The sequence below is a fragment of the Virgibacillus sp. AGTR genome (genome assembly GCF_016919725.2).
GTDB classification, from domain to species: Bacteria; Bacillota; Bacilli; order Bacillales; family Amphibacillaceae; genus Virgibacillus; species Virgibacillus salarius.
The window spans coordinates 61968-88911 of sequence record NZ_JAJERH010000003.1 but is presented as its reverse complement, the minus strand read 5'-3'; the positions used below and the strand labels follow the sequence as shown (position 1 = coordinate 88911).

The following is a 26944-nucleotide window of genomic DNA, read 5'->3' as shown; positions in this document are numbered from 1 at the left end:
ATTTAACCATTAAACTTCACGATCTATTAATCTACCCTTTAATGCAATACGCTCTTTTCCATCTATTGTACAGGTGATTAATGTAATTTCCCTTTTATTATCTTTATCCTCAAGAATCTCAACCTTCGTTGCCTCAATAACTTCTGACGAGGTAATCTCATATACATATTTCTTAGTCGCCGTATGAAGAATAGCTTTATCACCTATCGACACTTCTGGCAACTGGCGAAAATGTCGATCACCTCGATATCCACGATGCCCTGCTATTGTAAAGTTTCCCTCACCTGGAGTTTGATTCGGTTTAATCTGAGTTAATGCAATACTCAAATTCGCTTCAGTAGTTTCAGGCAACACCTTTTGTTTTAAGTCGATGGAAGGGATTTCTAATTCAATCACTTGCTTTAATTCTTCTTGTGTGAAGGGCAAATCATCGATTGTAGATAAATCCACTGACTCATCGTCTGATTGCGCTATCAAGGATAACGCGTCTTCAAGAGCATTTACTTCTTTTTGTTGATTCCATTCATAGTATAAAGGAATTGCAACTAAGATGAGTCCGATGAAAATAAACGCTCCCCCAATTATTTTATTTCTATTCATCAATGAACGCATCCCTTTGCTTACCAAAAATTATACTTGTTTACGTCTTCGGAACACGACTATCGTTCCAATCATTATTGATGTAATTCCTAATATCAACAAATACCTAAGCCATTCTTCTCCAGTTTGTGGAAGTTTATTATAGGTTGGCGTAGTATCTTCTGGTTTGTCGGTTCCTGATAGTGTAGCTTGATTTGTAGCAGTTAACCTGACAAGGTCTGATTGACCTTTTTCTATCTTGAATGGAATCGGTGTAGAATCCAATTGATAGCCTATCGGTGCTTTTGTTTCCACAAATTGATAGCTTCCAGGCTTTAAATTATCTACGGTAATTTGACCTTGCGCATCCGTCAGTAGCCCTTGCTTCAACGTCTTACCATTTGCATCTTGAAGCTTGAATTCAGCGTTTGGCAACAGCTTATCGCTATTACTATGATCAACTTTGGTAAGTACAACAGAGCCTGGAATTATTTTATTTTCTACATTTAGTTGAACCAATTTGACATCCGCTTCTGTTTTACTTTTCTCGATTGTAAATGGAATGGATGTGTCATCTAAATAATAGCCAAACGGAGCTTTTGTTTCGACAAACCGATAGTTTCCTGGTTTTAAATCGTCTACAACTAGCTTTCCAGCTTTATTTGTTGTTAAGCCTTCTTGTAGTATATTTCCTTCTGCATCCTCCAATGTAAATTCCGCACCAGATAAAGATATATTACTGTTATCTGCATCTACCTTCGTCAATTCCACCTTACCAGTAATCCATTCATTTTCTGCAGAAATAGATAATGGTTCAGCTTGACTTTTCTTAACTTCAAATTCAATTGGTTTTTGATCTAATTGATAATACGCTGGTGCTTTTGTTTCTACAAATTGATAATGACCTGGTCGTAGATTGTTTATCAGAAGTTTTCCATCTTCATTCGTTGTCATTCCTTTTTTGATGGTATTCCCATCCTTATCTTGTAATTCAAATACAGCATTCTCTAGGAATTTTTCATGGTCATATTTGTCAACTTTCGTTAATTCTACTGAGCCTGGAATGAGTTGATTCGTAACCTGTACCTTTGTAGCATGGACAGTATCTTCCGTTTTACTTTTCTCAATGGTAAACGGCATCGGTTTTTGATTTAGCTGATAATGTTCTGGTGCTTTTGTTTCTACAAATTGATAGTTTCCTGGTTGTAAGTTATTAACAACCAACTTTCCATTACCATTCGTTGTTATGTCTTCCTTTATCAGGTTTCCTTCATTATCTAATAAGTTAAACGTTGCACCTTCAAGTACGATTTCCTTATTATCACTATCAACCTTTGTTAATTCTACCTTACCCCTTATTAATTGATTAGGAGCTTCAACTAAAATCGTTGCTGTTTCTCCATCTTTCACCGTAAATGGGATTGGTTGATGATTACGTTGGTAAAACGTTGGTGCTTTTGTTTCCACAAATTGATAGTTACCTGGTTGTAAGTTTCCAACAAATATCTCGCCCGCATCATTCGTTGTTAAAGATGGGTGAACAATCGTTCCATCTGCCTTTTCTAGCTTAAACGTCGCACCTTTTAACACTTTTGCATGATCTTTTTGATCAAATTTAGTTAATTGAACAGAACCTAGTTTTTCATTTTCTGCTGATAAATAAATAGCTTCTGTTTGTTTATCATGAATAGAAAACGGAATAGGTTTTTCACTCAATTTGTACCCATCCGGGGCTTTTTTCTCCATAAACCTGTACTCACCTGATTTAAGCTGATCGATAAAGATGATCCCCTGATCATCTGTTGTTAATTCTGCAATTTCTTCATACGTGTCTCCAACTTTTTCTTGTAATGAAAAAACTGCACCAGCTAATACTTCATTCGTCTCTTTGTCTTTTTTCGTCAGTTCTACTGCACGGATTATCTCGGTGTTCGTAACCGTTAGCTGATTCCCTGTTTTTTCATTGTTTCCTTGCTCAAAAGGCTGATAAATCGTAATAGTTTGTTGCTTATTATCTATCAAATATCCATCTGGGGCCTTTTCCTCTGTTAAAATATAATCTCCATATAGCAATCGATCAAAAGCAACTACGCCGTCTTTTCCAGTCGTTAGCCTATCAATAACTACACCACTATCTTTATCTACGAGAGAAAATACTGCTCCTTGTAATGGCACCCCTGTTGCTTTATCCGTTTTCGTAACGGTCAGGTGTCCAATTTCACCTGTACCATCACCCATCCCAGAGGTACGTCGTACTTGAACCGTTTCACTTGATTCATGCTCAACGATATCAATGTTCTCTCCGTTAAACGATACGTCATTTTTTATTTTAGATCCAGGTTTATCTAGAATAAGTGATTGATATTCCAAGATATACGCTTCATTGATTTCTTCTGAAAATGTAAGTGTAAAAGAATCAGGATTTTTATGAAGTGTTAACGTATAATCTTTGTCGCGCTCTAATTTATCTTTCTTTGCTACTTTCCCATCCTCACTTATCGTTGTAGCGTACACATCAAATGAGCTTTCCAATAACGATTGGTTCTCACTAGGGTTATCAATAACAGTAGCGTTGGTAACCCGAGACTGTCCAAAATTAATATTTACCTTCCAATCAATAATTTTGCCATTTTGTTTCCCTGTCTTTGTTGTATACTTTCCTCCATGCGGAATGGCAACAGAAGCATGTAGATCCGTCTCTTTTGTTTCACCATTGTATAAAGTTGCTGTATTTTCATAGCTCGCGTCTACAAGATCTAAATCCTTAAGGCTTGTTTTATAGACGATTTTATACGGTGAATGAATTTCCTGATTAAACGAAATTTGAAAACCTGGAGTTCCATCCTTGTCTTTAATCCAACTTATGGAGTAGTCTTCACTTGGTACATGCTCTTCGACTTCCGTTCCATTTTCGCCGCCAGTCAAATTCATCTTATATATGGTAATCGAATCTTTTACTAGCCGCTGATTTCCTTGAATGAAGTCTTTTATAATAGGATTTTCGATTGTTTTTAAATTATAGTTTACTCCAATATTCCAGGTGATTTCTTTATCTACTGCATTATAGGAGCCATACTTAAACCCGTTCGACTGTGTATACTCATCTGGTTTAAATTGCTTGCTTGTCTCTTGCGTTTTTGAGCTTCCGTGTTCATCCGTCCAATTAAATATTGCCTTATTTTCTAAATAATTCTTCCCTTTATCCGCTCTTGCTTCGTAAATAAATTCGGTAGTGTATGTTATGGTATGCGGCGTATTTATTTGATTGTTAAACCGAATTTCAAATTGATTAGCTTCATTTTTAATTAATGTATAGTCTTTTCCTTCAACAAGTTCCTTATTCTCAGTTGCAATTTTAAGCGTTTCCGGTTTTAAGATTAGCCCTTCATTCGTAAATACATCGGTTAAAACCACATCGTTCATTGGGTGCTTATCTTTATTAAATGTAACGGTCCAATCCACGGTTTTATCCTTATAATTTGGTGTTCCGTGACTCTTAAATAAGATTTGTTGGCCGATATTCTGACTACCCTCTGCGTTATGATTGCCAGTTTCTACTTTATTCGTTATTTTTTCATTTTCAAAAACGCGTTCGGACGCTTTTGTTTGATAAGTAATTTTATAGGCAGATGTAACATTTTCATCAAACTGTAGATGAAATCCATTTTTTCCTGCTTCTGTCTTAGCGGTTACTGTATAATTCTCAAAATCTTCACCATTACCTACCTCATTACCATCTTTATCAATAGTGATCTTCTTAACGTCAAAAGAGCTCTCGACAAGGTCTTGACTGGTGTTAAAAAAGTCTTTTAATAGAGCATCCTGCTGTTTAATTGTTTTTTCATTATAGTTGTATTTAATTTCCCATGTAATTATCTGATTTTCTTTATCGTAGGCTATTGATTGTTTTTCTAAAGGACTGCCACGCTTGACACTTACCGTAGCATCTGCAGATTTTGGTTGTTGGTTATCAGAAACCAAACTTGCTTCATTATGAAATGCCTTCTGATCTTCATCTGTAATTTCTGTTTGATATACTAACCGATAAGCAGTATGAATATCCTTATCAAAAACAATGGTAAAATCTTCACCGTTCTCCGTCTTACCTATTGTATACGTATTAGGATTCACTTCTTCTCCCAATGATACTTCCCCATTTAGCTTTGTATCTAGATGATAGAGTTTAATGGAGTCAGCCAATAAGGATTGACCTGCCTGAATAGGGTCTTGTAACAGTGGATTCTTGAGTGACTCTAGACTTTTATTAAAGTCGACTGTCCACTCAATTGTCTCCGCATTATAATCACGATTTGGTATTCCTTTTTTCTCAACAGAAGGTCCAATTGGTAGAAATTCGATTGGGATCGTAACCGATTCTTTACCCTCAATTGGTGTAACGATCACTTCTTTCTCTTCTGTGATAATAATATCTTCACTTAACTCCGTCCAGATCTCGATAGAGCCATTGATGTTTGAAAAGTCTTCAATAAACTTCGTGAACGTAATGGTAGCTGATCCACTCTCATTAACAGAGAAATACCCGATTGTTTCTCCGTTAAAATTCATTTCAGCTTTATCAATACTGTTATATACTTTAAGCTCCTTTGGAACGTCAAAGTGAAATTCATCTCCAGCTTTATATCCATGATTATTTGCAAGTTCCCATGTATAATTGATGGATATAAGCGAATTAATATCTGGTTTTTCAACTGCATTACCGTCAGTATCCTCATAGGATAATTCAGCACTTGTAAGAATGTTTTCCATTATTTCTTTTTTGGCGGTAAGTTTATTCTTTTTCTCTGTACCCTCACTCTGTGCCGTATCTGATTCACTGCTTTTTTCGCTTTTACGTTCTACATGATCATCTTCTTTAGGGAGATTGTCCTCAATGGTAGATTTTTCTTCTTGCTTTTCGTTAGATTCAGTGTCTTTGTGGGGTTTTTCTTCTGCTTCCTCTTCCAATGCTTGCTGATTATCCGTTTCATTGGTCAAGGCAGGGGAATCTTGATGCGCAAGATCTATAATAAATGTCCCACTTGCACGAGGTGCATTCACTATTTCCTCATTGAAGGTTATTGTTATCGTATTATTCGTATCTGTATAATACGATCCAACCTTCTTACCTCCATTTGTTACTTCTCCTTGATAATTCTTTTCCATGTCTACACCAGTAGGCAAGTCATGGATGTAAGCTTTATCTTTTTCTACTTCTAATCCTTCAATAGACCAACTTACTTTCATACTAGAAGCCTTTGTGTCTTGATCCATAATAGGATTACCTGCTTCATCTAAAAGCTCTATCTTCTTTACAATTCCAGTCTCAGCGCCTTGAGCATGACTCTGAATCGGAAATGCTAGACTGCTAGATATAGTTTGCAAAAGAAGCAATAGACTAAAAAGCACATATAGGGATTTTTTCACTACACTATCATCCTTTCTTTTCTCATTAAAATAAAAATAATGGGCATATCGAATCAATTGCCCTTCCGACTTGAAATGGTAACAAAGTAACCTCTACAAAATCTTTACATTTACATAACATTTCCATTATGTAATCGAAACCAAATCATTAAAACTGGGCCTGTAATCCGTTTTTGAAAAGAACAAAAGTGCAAGCACCCGATTAGAAACGTATTAAGAAAAACGGAGCAAAATTCGCTCAGTCCTTATCACTACATGCTCCGATTTACGCTTCCTCTAGTAGCTATTATGGAATAATAGCTACTGCTTGCTTGACCACCACTCCGGCTGCCCACTTCTCTTTCCGTGGGGTTTGTCCTTCAGCTAACTTTTTTAGCAAAACCCGCTCAAAAAAGTGGATCTTCAGGTCAAACATTTCCCACAGGAGTTGAAGTAGCCGGCCTTCGCTATTATCAGGCTCTACAACGCTAGCATGAAGTAACACAGCTGCTTTTATACTCACGGATAGCGATTTTCACTTTACCCATTGTAAAAAAAGTCAACCTATTACTTATGACAAGAATTGTTGCACCTTCGCATAGCGGAGACGAATTACGTAGACTCCTGCGGAATTAGCGCGAGCCGAAAATCCACTTTGCAACGTGTTCTTCTTTGCAAAGTTAGTTGAGGCCGTGCCCGCGGAAAGCGAAGTAATTAGTCGGAGCATTGCCAATATACATCAACATTTCAAAATAACTACTCGGCTTAACGCAGTCATTGCACTGATTTTATACTTTCTTAACTTATAAAAAAACCATGCTGGATAAGTGATCCACCATGGCTTTTTTAAACTATTTAATTATATTTTTTCCATTGACTGTACCAATTACGAATGTCTGCATGAGGCTTCGTTCCAAATTCTGTATGTAAAAATTCTTTTAAATTCTGATAATGCCTCTCAACATTAATCGAGTCATTCGTTGTAGCATAAATCTTCAGTAAAATAAAATGAGCTTCTTCGTTCTCTGGATGGCTATCACAAACTTTTTTAAACCATTTTTTCGCCTCCTGATACGACTGCTCCTTCCAATAAAAATAAGCAATTCTTAATGCATAATCCAACCAAACTTGTTCAAGCTGTAATTGATGATTTTCTGCCCACCAATAACCATGTTCTTCTAAATAAGAACCTTTATACAAATCCATAATCTCAACATATCTATCAATCGAATTTATAGTCATAGGAGGTGCTAGTTCTAGTTTTTCCTTCCATAGCTGGATATCTATCGTGATATTTTGCGTAGATAGGGTATACCCTTCCTTGGTATTTATAATCTTAAAATTGCTTGGATATTTCTTTAAGACATTTCTTACATGGTAAACAGCTGTATATAATTGGGCATAAGCTTTTTCAGGGTCTAAGTCTGGCCAGAGTAACTCGATTAAAAAGGACTTCTGAACTAGCTTTTCTTTGTTGTGCAATAGATATAGAAATAATTCCTTCGCCTTCAAGGTTCGCCATGAAATAACTTCCGTTTCCCCATGGCTAGTTGTGAGTGATAAGCTCCCACATACATTTATCTGTAGCGTATTATTTAATGAGTTATTAGAAGACATAGATTTAGATTCACCATTAACTTTTGCCAAAAGACGTTCTACGGTTTTGTTTAAACGTTGTATCGAAAAAGGCTTTAAAAGATAATCTAGTGCATTTATTTCAAATGCTCTTACCGCATGCTGATTATATGCAGTAACAAAAACGATTTGTAAATATGGATGACTGGATAGTAATTGTTCAGCTAATTCCAGACCATCTACCTGTGGCATTTCTATATCTAAAAAAACAACATCTGGATGTAGCTGTTGAACCTTTTTTCTTACCATTAGCGGGTTAGTTAGTTTATCAATAACATCGATATCACTATTTTTCTTAAGAAGATGTTCCAAAAAATCTACTGCCATTTGTTCATCGTCTACAAGAATCGCTTTCACCCATATATCCTCCCTACTCCCATTTAAGTATGAATCGATTGTACTATATAAGGTATTTAACTCGTAGTCTATCTATAAAATTAGTAGAGGTCAAAAGATTGGATTTATACGTAGCATTTTACTTAAGAAATAGCTACATACTATTTATGAAGAAAATCGGAAACCTAATACAATACAACTAAGCTTGCAATATTAATCATTGAACTATATATTCGAACAGAATTAGGATGTTCTATATCTTTCTACTGATTTCTAAAGGAATGAATGACCTAGCCTTTGTTATCTACCATAAAAATATATCATTGAATAGAAATGATAAATAAGTTAGAGTAGAGCATATTAATTTAAAGGACTGTGACAAAACATGCGTAATAAGAAACAGATGTCTCTTCCAAAGATATTTATTATTATTAGTGTTTTTCTCATACTGTTGAGTTGTTTACGGATTGGCTGGCTCCTGTACCATCAACCATCCGAGCACCCGCAGGCGAAAAACGGAGTCATTGACCTAAGTACTTGGGATTTCAAGGATGACCAAACCATCACACTCAATGGAGAATGGGAATTTTATCCTAACCAATTTCTAACGCCATTACAGCAATGGAAGGCTACCAATTATATAAATGTACCAGGCAATTGGAAAGGTGAATGGAATCAAACCAAAGATAAACAAACATCCTATGGATATGGTACGTTTCGCTTAAAAATTATTCTTCCAGAGAATGAGCAATCGTTATACGGAATTCGTATAAAAGATATCACAACTGCGGCTAATGTATACATCGACGATAAACTCGTAGCAGCATCTAATCACCCTACTAAAAGCAAGGAACAGCATGTACAAAAAAACGGACCTTTCTCTACTATCTTCCATACAAATAATACGAACGAAATGGAGCTCTTGATTCATATATCAAATTACCAAATTCCTTTTGAAGGTGGTATTACGAACGCGATTCAGTTTGGTACGGATCAGGCTATTAATAAGCTGGAAAGCGGATCAATCGCTTTTCAAGTAACTATTTTTATCATTTATTTATTACATAGCATGTACGCCATTTGTTTATTTCTCATGGGGAGAAAAGGGAAAGCACAAAAAGAACTTCTCTTTTATGGACTAATGCTAATCTTAGCAGCATTTACTAACTTAATTGATGATAATATCGTTTTGGAGCTACCAATTCCTATTGAATGGTATCAAAAGCTTCTATCCATATTATTTATTAGTACGTTATTGGCATTATTAGCATTTGTAAAATCATTATACCGTGTAAAAAGCCGTTTATTTACATCACTTCTAGTAATTTATTTCATCCTATCTGTCAGCTTAGTGGTAGTTCCTATTGACTTTTTTGTTTTTATTAATTTTGGAATGATGATCTTTTTCCTAATTGCTTTCTACTTCTTATTCTCACAAACGATTAAAACAATCAGAAGAGGAAAGGCAGATGCCATCTTTATTCTATTATTTGTAACCAGCTACACATCAAATGTATTAATATGGGGAAATATTGTAAATATGAATTTAATTGATATGCCGTATTACCCATTCGACTTTCTTATCTCAATCATTACCATTGCTTTATTCTTATTCAAACGTCATATCCGTATGGCTCATTTGAATGAGAAGCAAAAAGCTGAACTGCTTAACGCAGATAAAAAGAAAGATGAATTTCTAGCAAATACCTCCCATGAATTACGAAATCCGCTTCATGGAATTATTAATATTGCCCAAACTATTTTACGTAATGGGTCTGCTTCTTTATCAGCTAAAAATAAAGAAAGCTTACACCTACTCATACAAATAGGGCAACGAATGACCTTTACGCTCAACGACATCCTTGATATCTCTCGATTACAAGATCAATATATTACATTAAATAAGAAAAGAGTAAACATGCACTCCGTAGCTGCTGTTATTCTTGATATGATAACTTATATGACAGAAAATAAAAATTTACAATTACGATTAAACATTCCCCCCTCGTTTCCAGAGGTATATGCAGATGAAAATCGATTGCTACAAATAATCTTTAACCTTGTTCATAATGCGGTTAAATACACGAATGAAGGAAGTGTTACGATAGACGCCTCTTATGAAAATAAGATTGCAACCATTCATATTAGAGATACCGGTATAGGGATAAGTGAAGAGACGCAACAAAATATCTTCAAGCCATATAACCAAGGAAATATGAAAGATAACGGCGGAATTGGTTTGGGACTCAGTGTTTGTAAACAATTAGTAGAATTACATGGTGGGACCATGTCTGTTCAATCAGTTATTGGTAAGGGTTCTACATTCTCTTTTACGCTCCCAATAGCAGACAACGCAACAAATGTAGGGGAAAATAAGATAGCACCAGCTACTCATGAACATGTTCATAACTTTTATCCAATAGATGAGGCAGAGACGGAGGTATCAGCCGCAAGAGAAAATAGAAACCAAGCACGTATACTTATGGTCGATGATGACCCGATTAATTTACGTATTTTACACAACGTACTTAGTCCATATTATGACATGATTACTGCCACTAGTGGTAAAGAAGCATTATTACATATCCATTCAAGAGAATTGGATTTAGTTATCGCAGATGTAATGATGCCAACGATGTCTGGCTATGAATTAACCAAGATTATCCGAAAGCAATTCTCCATTTCGGAGCTACCTATTTTGCTGTTAACAGCACGGAATCAATTAGAAGATATTTATACTGGATTTCAATCAGGTGCTAATGATTATGTTGCAAAACCAATAGATGCCTTAGAGTTAAAAGCTCGTGTTGATGTTTTAACAAGTCTAAAAGCATCCGTCCATGCACAACTTCGGATGGAAGCTGCTTGGCTTCAAGCACAAATACAACCACACTTTTTATTTAACACACTGAATACAATTGCTTCCTTAGCTGAGATTGATACGAAGAGAATGATAAAACTGCTTGAAGAATTTAGTAATTACTTGCGAAGAAGCTTTGATATGACGAATAAAAATGCGCTTATTCCTCTTGAGGATGAACTTGATTTAGCACGCTCGTATTTATTTATTGAAAAGGAACGCTTTGGAGATAGACTACATGTTTCCTGGGAGATCAAAGATAACATTCCAATACAAATTCCTCCGCTATCCATCCAGCCAATCGTAGAGAATGCTGTTAGACATGGTATCCTAAAGCAAGTAGAGGGCGGTACAATTCGTATTCAAATAGTAGAACATAACACTTATTATAGTATTACCATCATCGATGATGGTGTCGGAATGGATCAACAAAAAGTAAAGCAAATTCTAAGTGATGAATGGGTTTATGGAAGCGGACGTGGGATTGGACTAGCGAATACTAATCGACGATTTAAACAATTATATGGAGTAGGCTTAGATATTCAAAGTACGCCTTATATGGGTACAACTGTTACTTTCAAAATACCTAAGTAAAATGATTGTCATTGCTTATATGTCTATCATCAAAATAATTCTTCTGTTATTGAGAATAAGACAGTAGATATATATGGTATGAAATAATGTCCATTATGTGAAGAAAATACATTTTAACTATTTATGTGACTATATTTGTTAAAATGAAAGGGTAAGAAAGCGAGATGGTCACATGAAGAAAAAAGAAAATCAAATGCATGCAAATCAATCCTTAGTAAATGCTCTTGCACAGACTGTAAAGACCGGCATTATTAAATCCAATCTAATCCCAATGTTTGCAGGGTTATTTTTAGCTATTTATACCTATCAATATAGCCTCTATGAAAAATTACCCGAAATTCTATTTGCTTTTGTTGGAACGAGCCTCGTTATTGGTGCAGCTGGTGCTTTTAATAACTTGTATGATCGAGACATTGATGAAATCATGGAAAGGACCAAAAATAGGCCAACAGTAACTGGAAGAATTAAACCAACCTATGTTTTATGTCTTGGAATTTTGATGTCTTTGGTTGGCATATTCACCCTTGTACTAGCAACACCACTGGCAGGACTACTGGGCTTTTTAGGCTTATTCTTTTATGCAGTACCCTATACAATGTGGAGTAAGCGTAGAACTGTTTACAACACCGAAATTGGTAGTATTTCAGGTGCGATGCCGCCACTGATCGGTTGGGCAGCTATATATCCGGATATTACTCACCCTGCAATTATTGGCTTGTTTATCATATCCATTATCTGGCAAATGCCACATTTTTATGCCATTGCTATTCGCAAGCATAAAGAATATCAAGCTGCAGGAGTTCCTATGCTTCCGGTAGTTAAAGGGATTCGGAGAACCTATATTCAAACAAATATTTATTTAGTTGTCGTGGTAGCAACCAGCTTCTTACTTGGTACACTAAGTCTAGGCTTACAGTTAGTAGCTCTGCTGCTAAGTCTTTCTTGGTTGTCACTCAGCATTATCGGTTACCACAAAATGAATTCGGAGAAATGGGCAAAATCGATGTTTTTATTTTCACTTATTTATATGACTGTACTATTTTCTACCGTCATTGTTTATTCATTAATGGGAACTATTTTTAATTTATAGGTTACTTGAGGCAGCATAAGCTTAAAATCAAGCTTATGCTTTTTACATATTCAACTCCACTCTGTTTTTCGCATTACTTTTCTAACAACGGCTTTAATGATAGCAAAAAAGAGTTATACGATAAAAAGCATAATTAGAGTTGATACACTATTTGTATGGGATGATTTTGAGACTGCGTTGTGGGTCTTCTTTGTATTATTACTAATCGTGAGTTTTATTCATCAGCTTGGTCATTATACAATGGCAAGAATATTTATTGGAAGGTCAGTATTGATACTTGGTAGAGGTAAAGAATTATTTAAATATAGATCGATTCGAGTAAATAGAATCTATTTTCTAGACGCCTTTGTCATTATAAAGCCTTAAGAATTGACAATCTCTTTACGCACCTCCTTGTCCATACAGGAAGAAATATCTTCAATATCGGTTCCTGCTGCTGCTCATTTATCTCATACTAGTGAATATCTCACTGGGCACACAAGTCTGTTATTAATTTGGTTATTTTTCAGTATTTTTTGCGCTAATTCCTATACAATATAGCAAAAAACACGCTAGTGATGGCAAAGCCTTATACGATATAATACGCAATCAAGAAGCAACCGATACCTACACCTAAAAGATACTAGCTTTAGAAGTATAACCCAGTAGTACCCCTAGTCTTCTACAGGCTAATTTGCTTTCCATTCATTAAGCAAATGCTGCTATAGTTAGCATTGTTAAGTGAAAGCTTTTCTCCTTAATATTACTAATTAATTATTTTTTCCAGCTCCAGCATGTCTCAAAACTAAATCGACTTGTATTTCATCTAATATTCCATCCTCCGTAAAAAAAGAATCCTTATTAACTAAGTTCTTCCAATATTTATGTTGGTCGCGATATAAAATATGTTCTAGACGAAAAAAATCAGTTCCTTCCTCTTTTCCAAGTTCATATAAATCTGTTATTTGATTTTTTATGACCTCTTTTGTAGCTTTAATTACTTTATCCGTAATAATAGCAGAGCTCTTGTTTTGATTGGTAACGTACCCCTCGGCTTCAATATGTACATTAAATCTTGGCTTACTTTTTTTCATAATATTTTTAATGTTGACTTTTAATTTTTCAATTACCACTAATAGTTCATCATCATTATCTAGATTAGAGACTAATACGGCAGTTCGATCCGTATCTGGAGTGATCCAACGTAAGCCCTTTAATTCCTGCAATTCAAAGAATCCTTTAAATGTATTGTTTTTCATAAAAAATGTTCCATCATACATTAACTTGGCATCATCCTTATTATTTTTCTTCCATTGTGTATGATTAATAGCCAATGAAGGAATGTAGCTAGTGAAAGCTGGCTCATATATTTCTCTAACAAATTCATGTAATTTTAAAGGTCGAAACAACGAATTTTGTTCAATTATATCATCAGGATTATGCAAAATAGTCTGTAACGTTCCTTGATTAAAAAAACCTTGTGTAGAGAGTATATCCTTGATATCAGCTTTTGTACCAAACACCCACGGCGTTAACCGGAACTCGTTATATCGGGTCATTCCGTCAAAAATGCTTGTAATACCATGCTTTATAGCGGCTTCCCCCAGTAAAATACTAGTGACATGTGACCAAATTATTTTTTCTTGAGCTGAATTATACAATTTAAACAGGGCATCATTAAATGTTTTTGCTGACGACTGAGATACAAAAATATCAGGAGGTGTATTTGTGGCACCTTCTGCATTTGATAAACCACTTAAGCTAACCATTTGTACATACGTAATATATTTATCATCCTTGTAATCAATACCAATAGCTGTCGCATAATTCTTATTTTGAATCTCTTTTACATCACTACAGCCTACAATTACTATTAGAATGAAAAAAAGATGGATCATAACCATTTGTCGCATATTATCTTCTCCGTTTCTGAAGCATCTGTGCTGAATTATTCCGGCGTTTAAAAGGATTAACTAATAATGCAGCCAGAAATTCTTTAAAACTTAATGCAACAACCGGCTCAAGGTAGGACAATGAAAAAGATTCTAAACGAGCCAAATAAACAACAATACTCAATAGTCCTAGTAAGAAACCATATATACCTAAAAATCCAGAAATTAATATCATATATACCCGTACTATACTTACTGTTCCAATTAATGATTGATTAACTAGGGTATACGTAGATAGAGTGGAAAGCGCAATCACAACAATAAGTGTTGCAGAGGCAAGTCCTGCACGAATCAGTGCATCCCCAATAATAATACCTCCAACAATTGCAATCGTTTGCCCAACAGGCTTCGGCATCCGTACCCCAGCTTCTTTAAGGATTTCAAATAATACTAACAAGAATAAAAATTCCAGTATAAATGGTAATGGCATACCACCTCTAGCCTCTACAACTGTCGCCAATAAATTAAAGGGAAGCAGGTCAATATTAACGGACGCGATAGCGATCCAAAAACCAGGCAAAAAAACGGATAGTAGAAGCCCAATTAGTCTAAATACTCGCTGGAAGGCAACAATATGATAAGGAAAGTGGACATCCTCTGGAGATTTCAACAATTCAAACAAATTAATTGGACCAATTAGGATTAATGGGGAGCCATCGATAATGATGATAAATCTCCCTCTTAACAAACACTCCACTGCAAAATCTGGACGTGCAACATTATCAAATAACGGAAATAATGAGAACGTTCTATCAGACACCCATTGTTCCAATTGACCACTGCTTAAAATACTTTCTACCTTTATATTATTTAACCGCTGACGTACTTCTTTAATCACCTGCATATTCGCCTTATTATGTATATAAATAAGTGATGTTTTCGTTTTACTAATGGATCCTAACTCGAATGATTCATTATATAAATCCTCTGTTTTTAAACGCTTTCTAATCAATGCGATATTAACATTTACATCCTCGGTAAAACCGTCTTTCGGCCCTTTTATGGATAATTCTGTGTTCGACTCTTCTGGATTACGTTGAGGGATTTTTGCAATATTTACTGCATATACAACGTTTTCTCCTACTTTATAAAGAATGAAATAACCAGATAGGATTTTCGAAATGACGTCATCGAAGCTGTCGATAACATAAAGAGGTGGTAATTCTTCATTATTTGTATGAATATTGTCTTCCAAAATAGCTGTAGTTATTTGATTATAATAATTATTTAATTGTACAGAATCAACCATTCCATTTACGTAAAAAGAGCCAATTGCAGCTTCATCACTAGGTATATATTCCACATCTGCATGGACAGAGAAAAAATCTTGTAGCTGGTCAATACGTAATGTACTACTGCGTAATTTTTTAGTTATTTGTTGTGTTGTATATTTTGTCATGAGTTTGTATTTTCTCCTTTATTAGAGAAGATTCCAATGAGTACTAAGATAAGAGTCAAGCAAACTCCAAAAATCAGTGCGCCATAATAAAAATAATCCTGTGTAAACTTTTGTATCCAAATATCACTATTTTGTGGCGCGGTTACGACCATTAATGTCATAATAATGACTCCAATAATTGTCCACTTTAATTTGGTCGAAGGTTTATTCCAAATATTCCAAAGTAAATAAAAGCATAACGATAATCTTATAAACACGCCGCTTAGTAACTGAAACACTGCAAAATAATCTAGGTGTGAAACATGCTGTCCAATCATTACTAATCTCCACTGCTCAAAAGCAGGAAATCTCATTTTTGAAGCAATATAAGGACCAAAAGAAGCTATCGAACCTAATGTTGGCCCAAGGATAAGAATGGTTAATACAGTTATTAGACTAATCAACCCCAAATAGGAGTATTGTTTTTTCATTTGATCTTGGAGTAAAAAAAGAATGATAAAATCAATATTAGCCCCTAATACCATCATGATCCCTTTTAATACTGGTTCCTCTCCTTTCGTAAATATAGGAAAAAGAAAGGAATAATCTTTTTCAATGAATGTTGCAATTGCGACAAAATAGCCTAAAACCATGACAAAAGGTAGTAATAATAAAGCAGAATATACAATTGTTTTTAAGTTTGCAGAAGCAGCCCAAATACAAATAATAATGAAAGGTATAGCTATAATCCAAATAGATGTACGCGGTAAGAAATATATTTGAACCGTATTAATTAGATCATTAAACGCTATAATCGCAATTAGTAAAATATATATAGAAATGGAAATGATAATAATGGTTGAAATTAGTTTACCCGTACGTACATTTAACCATTTTTGTAAATGCTGTTGTTTCAATTTATTTATGATTCGTCTTAAAAAGAGTGCCCAAACCATTATTATAAAGTAAGCGATAATAGATGCTATCCAAGCATCTCTTTTTGCAACTTCTAACAAATGGGGAAGTAAAATCACATGATTCGAGATACCAATAAACATAACTAGCAATAGAAATATTTGTAATCGAGAAAACTTCATATGTACCCCCTATTCATTGCTTTCATATGTATTGTTTTCTTATTCATGGCTAGTTATACAGAAATATGCATAAAGATATCAGCTGGTTAAATTTGACGGAAAGGTTGATTTAATCACAACAAAAAACGTTCTCCTAAAGCTTTAGTAAGAGAACGGAAAACAGTTCTAAAAATTTAAAACTACTTTTAGCGAATTATCCATTAGAAATATAAACAATATTTAAGGATACTGCTTTTTCTCCCGAAGCTTCAGGAAGAGGTTATGCAACGGAAGAAGCTGTGAGTAGTTTAGTCAAGAAGTTATTTGATGATTTTGAGATTCGTAATAAAGTGATTCTGCATTTCATGTTTCTTCCTTTTAGAAGACCTCTAGATTAATTATCTAGTGTTGGAATACGAAAGCATTCTAACATCATCTCCTTTTTAAAGTTGCTGAATATGAAAGTTAATAATGCTTCCCCCCCCTAAAATATCTTCGTCTCGATTTGCTTTCTCAATATTGCATCTAACATAACAATAGTATACTGTTGTTTTTATTAATATGGTTTATCAACTTAAACCATTAAACTGATTTTGGAGGTATTTTATTGAATGAATAAACAGGATCAACTAAATATAATCAAAGAGGATTTTATTAAATGTCAAAAAGTACTTTTGGCAATTGGTGATGAAACACGTCAATCAATCTTGTTAGTTCTAATGGGAACTGATTGTCAAACAGGATTACGTGTGGGTGAAATCACTGAACAGACACATCTTTCTCGACCTGCTGTGTCCCATCATCTTAAGGTTTTGCGAGAAGCCGGTGTGATTTTAATGCGTAAAGAAGGGACAAAAAATTTTTATTATATTAATGTATGTACAGAATTAGATTTATTAAAAACGCTTGTGTTGAATATTGATCATTTCATGCAGAAGTTTTATTAATAATGATGGAATTTAACACACACATTATTTGGAGGTATAGGCTATGAAAGCAATGGTTATTGATAGGTATGGAAAAGTGCCAATGCGTTTGGCAGAAATGCCCACACCTGAAATTGATGAATATGAGGTACTTGCAGAAATTCATGCAGCTAGTATTAATCCTGTTGATTTTAAGATACGCGATGGGAAAGTGAAATTGTTAGTTAAATATAAAATGCCACTTATTTTAGGGAATGACTTTTCTGGTGTCGTTGCAAAGGTTGGCGCAAAGGTAACTCGTTTTAAAGTTGGTGACGAAATATATGCACGTCCACGTAAAAGCAAAATGGGTACTTTTGCTGAATTTATTGCTATTCATGAAGATGATATCGCCTTAAAACCTAAAAATTTGAGCTTTGAAGAAGCAGCATCGATCCCACTAATTGGGTTAACCTCCTATCAAGCACTAATAGACATTTTGGATCTACAAAAGGGACAAAAGATTTTAATTCAAGCTGGGGCTGGAGGTGTCGGTACATTTGCTATTCAACTGGCCAAATTAGTAGGTGCCACCGTTGCAACGACCGCCAGTGAAGCTGGCGCGAACTTAGTAAAATCACTTGGTGCAGATGAAGTTATAAATTACAAGACAGAAAAATTTGAAGAGATCTTGAAAAAATATGATGCCGTATTTGATACACTGGGTGGCGAGATACTGGAAAGATCATTTGAAGTGATAAGGAGCGGAGGAAAGATAGTTTCTGTTTCAGGATTACCGAATGCTCGTTTTGGTAAAGAATATGGTTCTGGATTTTTTAAAACATTGTTGTTTTCAGTAGCAGGCCATAAACTTACTACGCTTGAAAAAAACATAATGCGCCATATACATTTTTGTTTATGAAGCCAAGTGGAGAGCAATTACGTATAATCGCAAACTATATTGAGACCGGTAAAATCAAACCTATAATTGATAGAGTTTTGCCATTTGAAGATGCCCAAATAGCGATGGAATATGTGGAGTCTGGAAGGGCGAAAGGGAAAATAATATTGAAAATTAGATAGTTGTTGAACAAAGATACTATACATTCAATCGACATCTATTTGGAATGTACTTACAGTAAAGGTTGCTTTTGTTAAATAATTTTAATAAAATAAGCAAACTTTATTTTACTGTTATCTAACATACATTAGAAAATTAGAAACCAAAAGGGTATAGCTATGTACTTATAATGCAAAAGTATTCAACAACTAAATATATAAAAATTTGACTAATAATTTTAAAATAGACAAATGAAAAAAATCAAGCATAGTTTTCAATGTTTAAAACTTATGCTTTACGTCTCACTTAAACTAAAAACCACCAATGATGTATGTGGATGAAAGCTATTTTGGAGTATGATAATATCATTACTTCTGCATAAAATCGTTGGATAAAAAATCATCAAGAAACAAGTTCATTCGCCAATTAGTGAAGCTTTATGAACTTGTGCAGATATCTTTGACTAATACAGGTATTGAACAAGGCAAAAACAGAACTAGCTTAAATTAGTTCTTGCTCTCCTTATTGTTAGGACCTTTAGCAACACTTGATAATCGTTCCGAAGGGGAAAATGAACTTGCTTGATTAGGCAAGGAAAATCAATATTTAATTTGTTTGTTTCGAACATGTAATATGAGTGTTATTATAAATGAGTTCATCATAATTAGAAAGTGGAGAAATGAAGGATCAATAAACTAATAATCTATCGAATTAATTGGAGGCTTATATGGCACTTGATCTAGCAACGCTTCTACTAGTTGTTGGTATCATTAATTTTATGGGATTAATATTAATGATTGTTTTATGGAGAATTAACCCTATGGTAAAAGGGCCTGCTTTCTGGACTTGGTCGTCTGTTAGTTGGTTTGTAAGCTTTATTAGTATATATTTTTTTGATGGAAGTTTGATCACATTCTTAAACAATTGTTGTACATTGATCGGTGCAATTCTATTAATGGAGGGTATCCTTAGATTTCGCGATTTTGGTAATGAAAGAAAAAGACAAAAACTAATAATAGCGTTAATTCTGTTATCCGTTATCATGTCGTTTATAAATCAAACAAATCCTACTGCAAGATATCTTTACCATGATTTTATTGTCGTACTCGTTGCAGTAATTGCGATAGTTGCTATACTCTTTAAAACAAATAAAGTTCAATTTTTAGTACATTTATATACAGCTGTTTCAGTCGTTTTGATCATCCCAGTTTTTTCTTATAGATGGTATTTAGCATTTAGCGGTCAAATCGAGGGGCAACTAATTGGACCAACACAACATTCATTCCAAGTTTTGTTAGTTCTATTTATTCTCCCTTTTTACATTGGATGGCCTTTAGGATTAGGACTTGCTTTATCCTATCAAATGAGGCAGGAATTGAAATCAGCAATGGAAGCAAAATGGTTACAAGCACAAATACAACCACATTTTATATTTAATACTTTAAATTCCATCAATGCACTAAGCATTGTAGACGTTGAAAAAATGCGTCGATTGGTAGATCAATTTAGTGAATTTCTACGGAGTAAATTTGACTCTGATTCCTTTAATAAATGGACACCTTTTGAAGAGGAAATTTCCGTTGTAGAATCCTATCTGTATATAGAAAAAGTAAGGTTTGGCAACAAATTAAAAGTTCATTGGAAAGTAGATGATGTAGAAGGTTTTTATCTACCAACGCTGACAATTCAACCAATTGTTGAAAATGCAATAAAACACGGGATTATGCAACGGACTTCTGGTGGAACAATTGAAATTAAAGTTTTTAAGAAATATGATTATTTACGAGTTATCATTAAAGATGATGGAGTTGGAATGAGCAATGACGTCATTCGTTCTATTAAACGCATTGATTCAATCGATTTTACAGGAGTAGGGATCAAAAATACGAATAGAAGACTAATTGAAAGTTTTGGAACAGGTTTGCAAATCAGAAGTAAGATAGAAGTTGGTACGGTGATCGCCTTTAACATTACAAAATACGTTTCTAAAAAAGCCAAAAAATAGCCTCCGTCATTTCAATATAACTGCTTATAAACCTTGGCTGACCATCCAAAAAAGTAGAAATTGAAAAAATGAAGTAAATAAATGCTGACAAGAAAAAAATAAGGAAGCAGCGAAGTATTTAAGTAATCAAGCTACTCTAGAGGATCCGGAAAAGTTAAAAAAACTAATAATAGAACGTGAGGGATTTCTAAGGAGTGAAAGCAATGAGACTTAAATCCAAAATATACAAGATCTCCGCATTTGGAACGATGTTGATGCTGTGAAACAAAGAAATATACCGTCTATACGATTTTAGGGTACACCATGGAAGGCAGAAAAGAAATACTCGGGTCTATGGCTAAATGAGACGGAAAGCAAACACAAGTCGATGCAAATCTTCGATGAAATCAAAGCAAGGGGTGTCGAAGACATACTCTTTATTTCCATGGATGGTGTGAGTGATTTGGAAGAAGGATCACGAGCAATTTTACCTGACGTTATCGTTCAACGATGCATCGTTCATTTGATTCGCAATTCCATCAAATCGTTCCAAGCAAGGATTATAAAGCTTTCACAAAATCTTTAAGAAAAGTCTATGGTGCACCAACCCTTAAGGCTTGTGCGAAGGGAATTATTCTTCTCTATATTCAATTACAACCCTGCTTAATAGTAAATTTCTTATTTCTTCATATACTTACTACTTACAGTATCATGATAAACATATTCTATACTACTTTTAAACTTGTATTAATAACCATTAATACAAGTAGGAAAATTATTTCCCTTTTAAGGTAACCAATCTTATCTGACCAGCTAGGTTTACTATATCCATCTCCTAAATAAAAAGACAATCATAATTAACGAATGTCTAAGGTTAACTCATGATTAATGTTATCATTTTTTTTCAGATATTCTCTGAATTCGTACCATGAAAAGAGTGTACTGTTCCTAAAAAAAGATAACAACATTATAGATTTCTCCATCTCCCTTACTGAAATTCTCTCCGTAACCTGCGTAATAACTTCAATATATATTAGTTCCAATTTCTCTGTTTCCTAATCTTTTAGTCATTTATATCCAAGTATAAGAACAAAAGCACAAACGTCCGATTAGAAACGTAGCGACTGTAGTAAGTCAACGGAAATAAAGGAATCACGGTAAGCTTGCAAGCCTATGATGACTTATCGTAGGGTGATTCATGAAGTCGCCTAGTTTCTGGGCGCTGCTCAACGCACCCATAATTACCCACATGAGTAACTTTTGTAATTTCATAAACAAAAAAGCCATCCTCAAATGAAAGACGACTTTAATTAGCAAAAATATATTAATTCAGGTAAATATGTTACCGCTTAAACTAAAAAACCACCAATTATGTATTTGGTGGAGACGGTGGGAATCGAACCCACGTCCAGAGATATCGCCACTCAGGCTTCTACACGCATAGTCGATATATTATCATTCGCTTACTCTTCAGCCTATCGACAGGCTTTAGAGAAGCTAGTCTGATTGGTTTCAACAATCATCCTCAGACGGTGGATCATTGTATAGCCCGCTCGATTTGAGACCCTTCAATCTGCTACACGGGCAATAGCAGGAAGGATCGCTTAGCAGTGCTTACGCAGCTGCTAAAGCAGGTTGATTGTTTTCTTTGCCAGTTATATTTAGGCGATAACGTTTTACGAGCCGTAACCTCGACGCGCAACCTGAACTCAATCTACCCCTGTCGAATCCGTAACGTCCCCATAAAATAGGAGTAACGCTAGGAAGAATGAGCATATATAATTTTATTTTGCTTTCCTAATTACATGCTTCATTATAACATTTTTAGTATAAAAGTCAAATTTTTCATGAGATCTGCCTTGCTTTTATCGCATATGCTCTTTGATAGCACGATCTACATCTCGCTTCATTTGTTTACGCTTAAGATCTTCCCGTTTATCATATTTCTTTTTCCCTTTTCCTAATCCTAATAATACTTTAGCATATCCATTTTTGATATAAATTTTTAATGGAACCAGCGCATAACCTTGCTGTTGCGTTAAGCCAATTAACTTATCAATTTCTTTACGATGGAGCAAAAGCTTACGTGTTCGAGTTGGATCATGATTAAATCGATTTCCCTGTTCATATTCCGCAATGTGAAGGTTAATTAGTTTAACTTCTCCTCGATCGATCCTAGCATGTGAATCTTTAATATTTACTCTTCCTGCTCGAATTGATTTTATTTCTGTACCTTGAAGGACGATTCCCGCTTCAAAGGTATCCTCAATAAAATATTCATGGGATGCTCGTTTATTTTGTGCAATTGTATTTCCTTGTCCTTTAGGCATAAGAACTTCCTCCTACTGCTTACATGAACCTTATTCTATCAAATATTTGGAAGTATTCCAATAAAAAAATGAATCAAATCATTACTAATAAGCTAATAGTCAGGACAGTCATATCGCTCATTACTTCATCTATCGCAATAGATGTGCTTCATCATATTACTTGGCTGCTGGTAATAATTCATCTAGCAAGATAAATACCTTCATTCCGGCAACCATGGAGAAAATCAATTGGTTGAAAAACATTGTGTAATAATGGCACCAAGTGGTTCTACAAGTTCAAATAAGAACGACAAACAAAAAAACTTCCTCTTAGTAAGCGTTACATAGTTTTATCGTTAGTATTAAGCATCTAAATAGTGGCTTCTACCAAATTAAAATAGAGGAATATGACAAACACTTTATTAACTTATATAACGGTAACACTATGCAGCAAATCTTGAAACCGCTGATCAATGAATAGATGCAGCGGTTCGTTCTTACTTCTTTTTAACTCTTTTAGCTTTTATCCGTTTTTGCTTCTTTGGCTTTTTCGAATAAACCATTTCGAAATCAACGGTACGTTCATCTAAATTAACACCAGCTACTTTCACCTTTACTTCATCACCAATTCGGTACATATTTGCTGTACGTTCACCGATCATCGCCTGACTTCGTTGGTCGTAATGATAATAATCATCCGTTAAGTAGCTTACATGAATTAATCCTTCAATTGTATTTTCTAGTTCAACAAACAAGCCAAAATTGGTAATAGAGCTGATTACACCAGTATACGATTCACCAATTTTATCTTTCATAAATTCTGCTTTTTTCAAATCATCTGTTTCTCGTTCTGCATCCACAGCTCTTCTTTCTGCTTCTGAGGTTTGTCTAGAAATTTCTGGCATTGCATCTTTCCATTTCTGCATCGTTTTCTGATCCATTTTTTTCTGAATAAGATACGTACGGATTAATCGATGCACTGTCAAGTCTGGATATCTGCGAATCGGTGAAGTGAAATGCGTATAAAACTCTGTTGCCAGCCCAAAATGACCAATGCTTTGTGGATCATATTTTGCCTGCTGCATGGACCGTAGCATCAGCTTGGATACAATCATTTCTTCTGGTTTACCCTGCACTTCTTCCAGTACCTTTTGTAATGCCTGTGGATGAACTTCGTTGTTCGTCCCTTTTACGACATAACCTAGCCCTGCTAAAAATTCAAAGAATGTCTGTAGCTTACCTGGGTCAGGGTCTTCGTGGATTCGATGGATAAATGGAACATCTAACCAATGGAAATGCTCTGCTACTGTTTCATTAGCGGCTAACATAAATTCTTCAATTAACCGTTCAGCAACAGAACGCTCACGTAGTACCACATCTTCTGGCTTACCATTTTCATCCACTAAAACCTTTGCTTCCTTAAAATCAAAGTCAATGGCTCCTCGATCCATCCGTTTATGACGCAGTACGGAAGCTAATTGCTCCATATTTTCAAAAACAGGTACTAATTCCCTATAACGTTCACGTAATGCCTCATCTTTATCTACAAGAATTTTATTTACATCGGAATAAGTCATTCGCTCATTCGCACGGATGACACTTTGGAAAATCTCATGGTCAACAATGTTTCCACTAGTATCAATTTCCATTTCACAACCTAAGGTTAATCGATCGACTTGAGGATTTAAGGAACAAATACCATTGGATAAACGATGAGGTATCATTGGAATAACCCGATCCACTAGATAGACACTTGTTCCTCTTTCTAGCGCTTCTTGATCAATCGGACTTCCTTCTTCCACATAATAACTAACATCTGCAATATAGACACCTAGCTTATAATTACCATTGTCTAATTTTTTTACAGAAACGGCATCATCTAAATCCTTTGCATCTGCACCATCAATAGTAACAATTGTTTCATTACGTAGATCTCTTCTTTCCTTTATTTCATCTGCTGAGATTGTTTCTGGTGTAGCAGCGGCTTGATCAAGCACTTTATTAGGGAAGTCCATCTTAATACCGTGCTTATGGATAATTGATATAATATCAATACCTGGATCATTTTTATGACCAAGTATATGAATAATTTCTCCCTCAGCACTTTTCTTTCCCTCTGGATATTTTGTAATATGGGCAATTACTTTATGCCCACTTACAGCTCCATTCGTCATATTTTTTGGGATGAAGATATCATTAGGAATCCGCTTATCATCCGCTATCACAAACCCAAATGAACGATTATCCTCAAATGTGCCCACTACCTGCAAAGTTGCTCGTTCTAATATGCGGATCACTGTACCTTCAGGACGATTTCCATCTTTATCCCTTTTTTCAATACGTACCAGTACTTTATCGTTATTCATTGCAGATGCCAGATCAGAGTGGTGGACATAAACATCATCTTGCTTCTCATCATCTGGAATTAAGAATGCAAATCCTTTCGCATGCATTTGAATTCTGCCCCGTATCAGATTCATTTTTTCTGGAAGACCAAATCGATTTTTTCGAGTTCGAACCAGTTCACCTTCTTCTTCTAATTGATTAAGTACTTTGACCAGTTCTTTGAATTCTATTGCATCCTCAATTTCTAACACTTCTTCTAATTCGTCTACTGCTAATGGTTTTGTTCCATTTTCTTTAAAATAATTTTGTATTTTTTCCTTCACTTTCTTCACCTTCTTTCTATTATTGTTAACGTTCTTTGTTGAATATAATCATTCTTCCCAGTTTAATGTTTCAAGGAATTGATAAATATCTTCAAATACTTGTTCTTTCTCTTTATCCATTGTGATTACATGTCCAGAGTCCTCATACCAATGAATTGCTTTTTGATCAGATTCGACATTATCATAAATATAATTTGCACTATCCGTATTTATCATGTTATCTTTTCTCGCCTGAACTACCATCGTAGGTGTGTAGATTGTATCCACTTCATTTTTGACCTCATTAATAAATTTTCCTAGGTGAGTAAATACATCGGTTGAATTCTTCAACAGTTCCTCAACTTCTTTTTCGATAACATCTTTATCTTTTCTTTCTAATTGTTTGTACTCTTTAGCAAATGCTGTAAATCCTTTGGTTAGCTGTGTTTCATTATCAAAAAACATAGGAGAACACATCGTTATGACTGCTTTTGTTTTTTCGGTATAGGCAATTTTCAAGCCTAATACTCCTCCTAAGGATAAGCCAGCTACTGCTATTTCATTGTATCCAAGTTCCTTTAAATGTTGATAGGCTTCTTTTACATCTTCCCACCATTCATCTGGTGTTGCCTTTACTAATTCTTCTGGTGGTAGTCCGTGTCCACGATAAATAGGAGCATGACTTGTATATCCTCGTTTTTCTAAATACCTTCCTAGCATTCGGACATCTGCAGAATGCCCAGTAAAGCCATGTAGTAATAATACCGCACGCGGTCCAGCTTCAAACGTAAAAGGTTGTGGTTGTTTAACTTTCATTCTTACTGCAACTCCTTCTGCTTTCTTTCTTTATCTACTTTACCCTTTTTACCTTAAAGTAAAAACCCTTACCACTATTAGTGATAAGGGTTCGTATCTATTGTAAAACATATGCGCTCAGAAAAGCTAGTACAAAAAATATTACGGCTGTTACGATCGTTCCTCGGTGTAAAACAAGATCAATGCCTCGTGCTTTCTGTTTCCCAAATAATTGTTCAGCACCACCGGAAATCGCGCCAGATAAGCCTTCACTTTTCCCAGACTGCAATAATACAAGTACAATCATAATAATTCCATCAATCACTAATAATACATTTACGATTCCTAGCATATTTGTATG

15 protein-coding genes, 1 other RNA gene and 2 pseudogenes are annotated in these 26944 nt (G+C 34.8%); 6 read left to right on the top strand and 12 right to left on the bottom strand.

Annotated features, from left to right (window positions below; translation table 11 throughout):
* Positions 1-9: 9 nt before the first annotated feature.
* The 4 genes from JUJ52_RS02155 to JUJ52_RS23560 all read right to left on the bottom strand — a co-directional run bounded on the left by JUJ52_RS02155 (position 10) and on the right by JUJ52_RS23560 (position 7974).
* Complete coding sequence (locus tag JUJ52_RS02155) at positions 10-600, bottom strand: class D sortase (RefSeq protein WP_026679992.1); 591 nt, start codon at positions 598-600, stop codon at positions 10-12.
* Positions 601-630: 30 nt separating this feature from the next.
* Positions 631-6003 carry a SpaA isopeptide-forming pilin-related protein gene (locus JUJ52_RS02150; protein ID WP_205388793.1) on the bottom strand — a complete coding sequence of 1791 codons (5373 nt, stop codon included), beginning with the start codon at positions 6001-6003 and terminating at the stop codon, positions 631-633.
* 286 nt (positions 6004-6289) lie between these two features.
* Positions 6290-6505 (bottom strand): hypothetical protein, encoded by a 216-nt coding sequence (locus tag JUJ52_RS02145; protein WP_121604397.1) that lies wholly within the window; start codon positions 6503-6505, stop codon positions 6290-6292.
* 332 nt (positions 6506-6837) lie between these two features.
* Positions 6838-7974 carry a response regulator gene (locus JUJ52_RS23560; RefSeq protein WP_205388794.1) on the bottom strand — a complete coding sequence of 379 codons (1137 nt, stop codon included), beginning with the start codon at positions 7972-7974 and terminating at the stop codon, positions 6838-6840.
* Between the two features lie 364 nt (positions 7975-8338).
* On the opposite strand from JUJ52_RS23560, the gene JUJ52_RS02135 reads away from it, so the two are divergent.
* Both JUJ52_RS02135 and cyoE read left to right on the top strand, forming a co-directional pair.
* The gene (locus tag JUJ52_RS02135) at positions 8339-11407 is read left to right on the top strand and encodes a hybrid sensor histidine kinase/response regulator (RefSeq protein ID WP_205388795.1); all 3069 of its coding nucleotides are present in this window, start codon (positions 8339-8341) and stop codon (positions 11405-11407) included.
* Between the two features lie 172 nt (positions 11408-11579).
* Complete coding sequence (cyoE, locus tag JUJ52_RS02130; protein ID WP_205388796.1) at positions 11580-12497, top strand: heme o synthase; 918 nt, start codon at positions 11580-11582, stop codon at positions 12495-12497.
* Positions 12498-13246: 749 nt separating this feature from the next.
* On the opposite strand, the gene JUJ52_RS02125 is transcribed toward cyoE, so the two are convergent.
* From JUJ52_RS02125 to JUJ52_RS02115, 3 genes are read right to left on the bottom strand one after another with little or no spacing between them, the layout of a single operon-like run.
* Positions 13247-14389 carry a Ger(x)C family spore germination protein gene (locus tag JUJ52_RS02125; protein WP_205388798.1) on the bottom strand — a complete coding sequence of 381 codons (1143 nt, stop codon included), beginning with the start codon at positions 14387-14389 and terminating at the stop codon, positions 13247-13249.
* Position 14390: 1 nt separating this feature from the next.
* Entirely contained in the window at positions 14391-15827 is a 1437-nt protein-coding gene (locus JUJ52_RS02120; RefSeq protein ID WP_205388799.1) for a spore germination protein, read from the bottom strand.
* Positions 15824-16903 (bottom strand): endospore germination permease, encoded by a 1080-nt coding sequence (locus tag JUJ52_RS02115; RefSeq protein ID WP_121605635.1) that lies wholly within the window; start codon positions 16901-16903, stop codon positions 15824-15826. The genes JUJ52_RS02120 and JUJ52_RS02115 overlap by 4 nt, the downstream gene beginning before the upstream one ends.
* A 590-nt stretch (positions 16904-17493) precedes the next feature.
* On the opposite strand from JUJ52_RS02115, the gene JUJ52_RS02110 reads away from it, so the two are divergent.
* From JUJ52_RS02110 to JUJ52_RS02095, 4 genes and pseudogenes are all read left to right on the top strand, one after another.
* Positions 17494-17829: an ArsR/SmtB family transcription factor gene (locus JUJ52_RS02110; protein WP_121605636.1), complete on the top strand. Its 336-nt coding sequence runs from the start codon at positions 17494-17496 to the stop codon at positions 17827-17829.
* 43 nt (positions 17830-17872) lie between these two features.
* Positions 17873-18870: pseudogene (locus tag JUJ52_RS02105) on the top strand (NADP-dependent oxidoreductase).
* A 704-nt stretch (positions 18871-19574) separates the two neighbouring features.
* Entirely contained in the window at positions 19575-20852 is a 1278-nt protein-coding gene (locus JUJ52_RS02100) for a sensor histidine kinase (protein WP_205388800.1), read from the top strand.
* Between the two features lie 261 nt (positions 20853-21113).
* Positions 21114-21452 (top strand): annotated as a pseudogene (locus JUJ52_RS02095) (transposase); the annotation flags it as partial.
* Positions 21453-22209: 757 nt separating this feature from the next.
* Here JUJ52_RS02095 and ssrA read toward each other — a convergent pair.
* From ssrA to secG, 5 genes are all read right to left on the bottom strand, one after another.
* Positions 22210-22573: a transfer-messenger RNA gene (gene ssrA / locus JUJ52_RS02090) on the bottom strand.
* A gap of 123 nt (positions 22574-22696) precedes the next feature.
* Positions 22697-23161: an SsrA-binding protein SmpB gene (gene smpB, locus JUJ52_RS02085; RefSeq protein ID WP_121605639.1), complete on the bottom strand. Its 465-nt coding sequence runs from the start codon at positions 23159-23161 to the stop codon at positions 22697-22699.
* Positions 23162-23637: 476 nt separating this feature from the next.
* On the bottom strand, positions 23638-25809 hold the full coding sequence (gene rnr, locus JUJ52_RS02080) for a ribonuclease R (protein ID WP_205388801.1): 2172 nt from the start codon (positions 25807-25809) through the stop codon (positions 23638-23640).
* Between the two features lie 48 nt (positions 25810-25857).
* A complete protein-coding gene (locus tag JUJ52_RS02075) occupies positions 25858-26604 on the bottom strand; it encodes an alpha/beta hydrolase (RefSeq protein ID WP_121605640.1) in 747 nt (248 codons plus the stop codon).
* A gap of 97 nt (positions 26605-26701) precedes the next feature.
* Positions 26702-26935 (bottom strand): preprotein translocase subunit SecG, encoded by a 234-nt coding sequence (gene secG / locus JUJ52_RS02070; RefSeq protein WP_021289023.1) that lies wholly within the window; start codon positions 26933-26935, stop codon positions 26702-26704.
* Positions 26936-26944 lie beyond the last annotated feature (9 nt).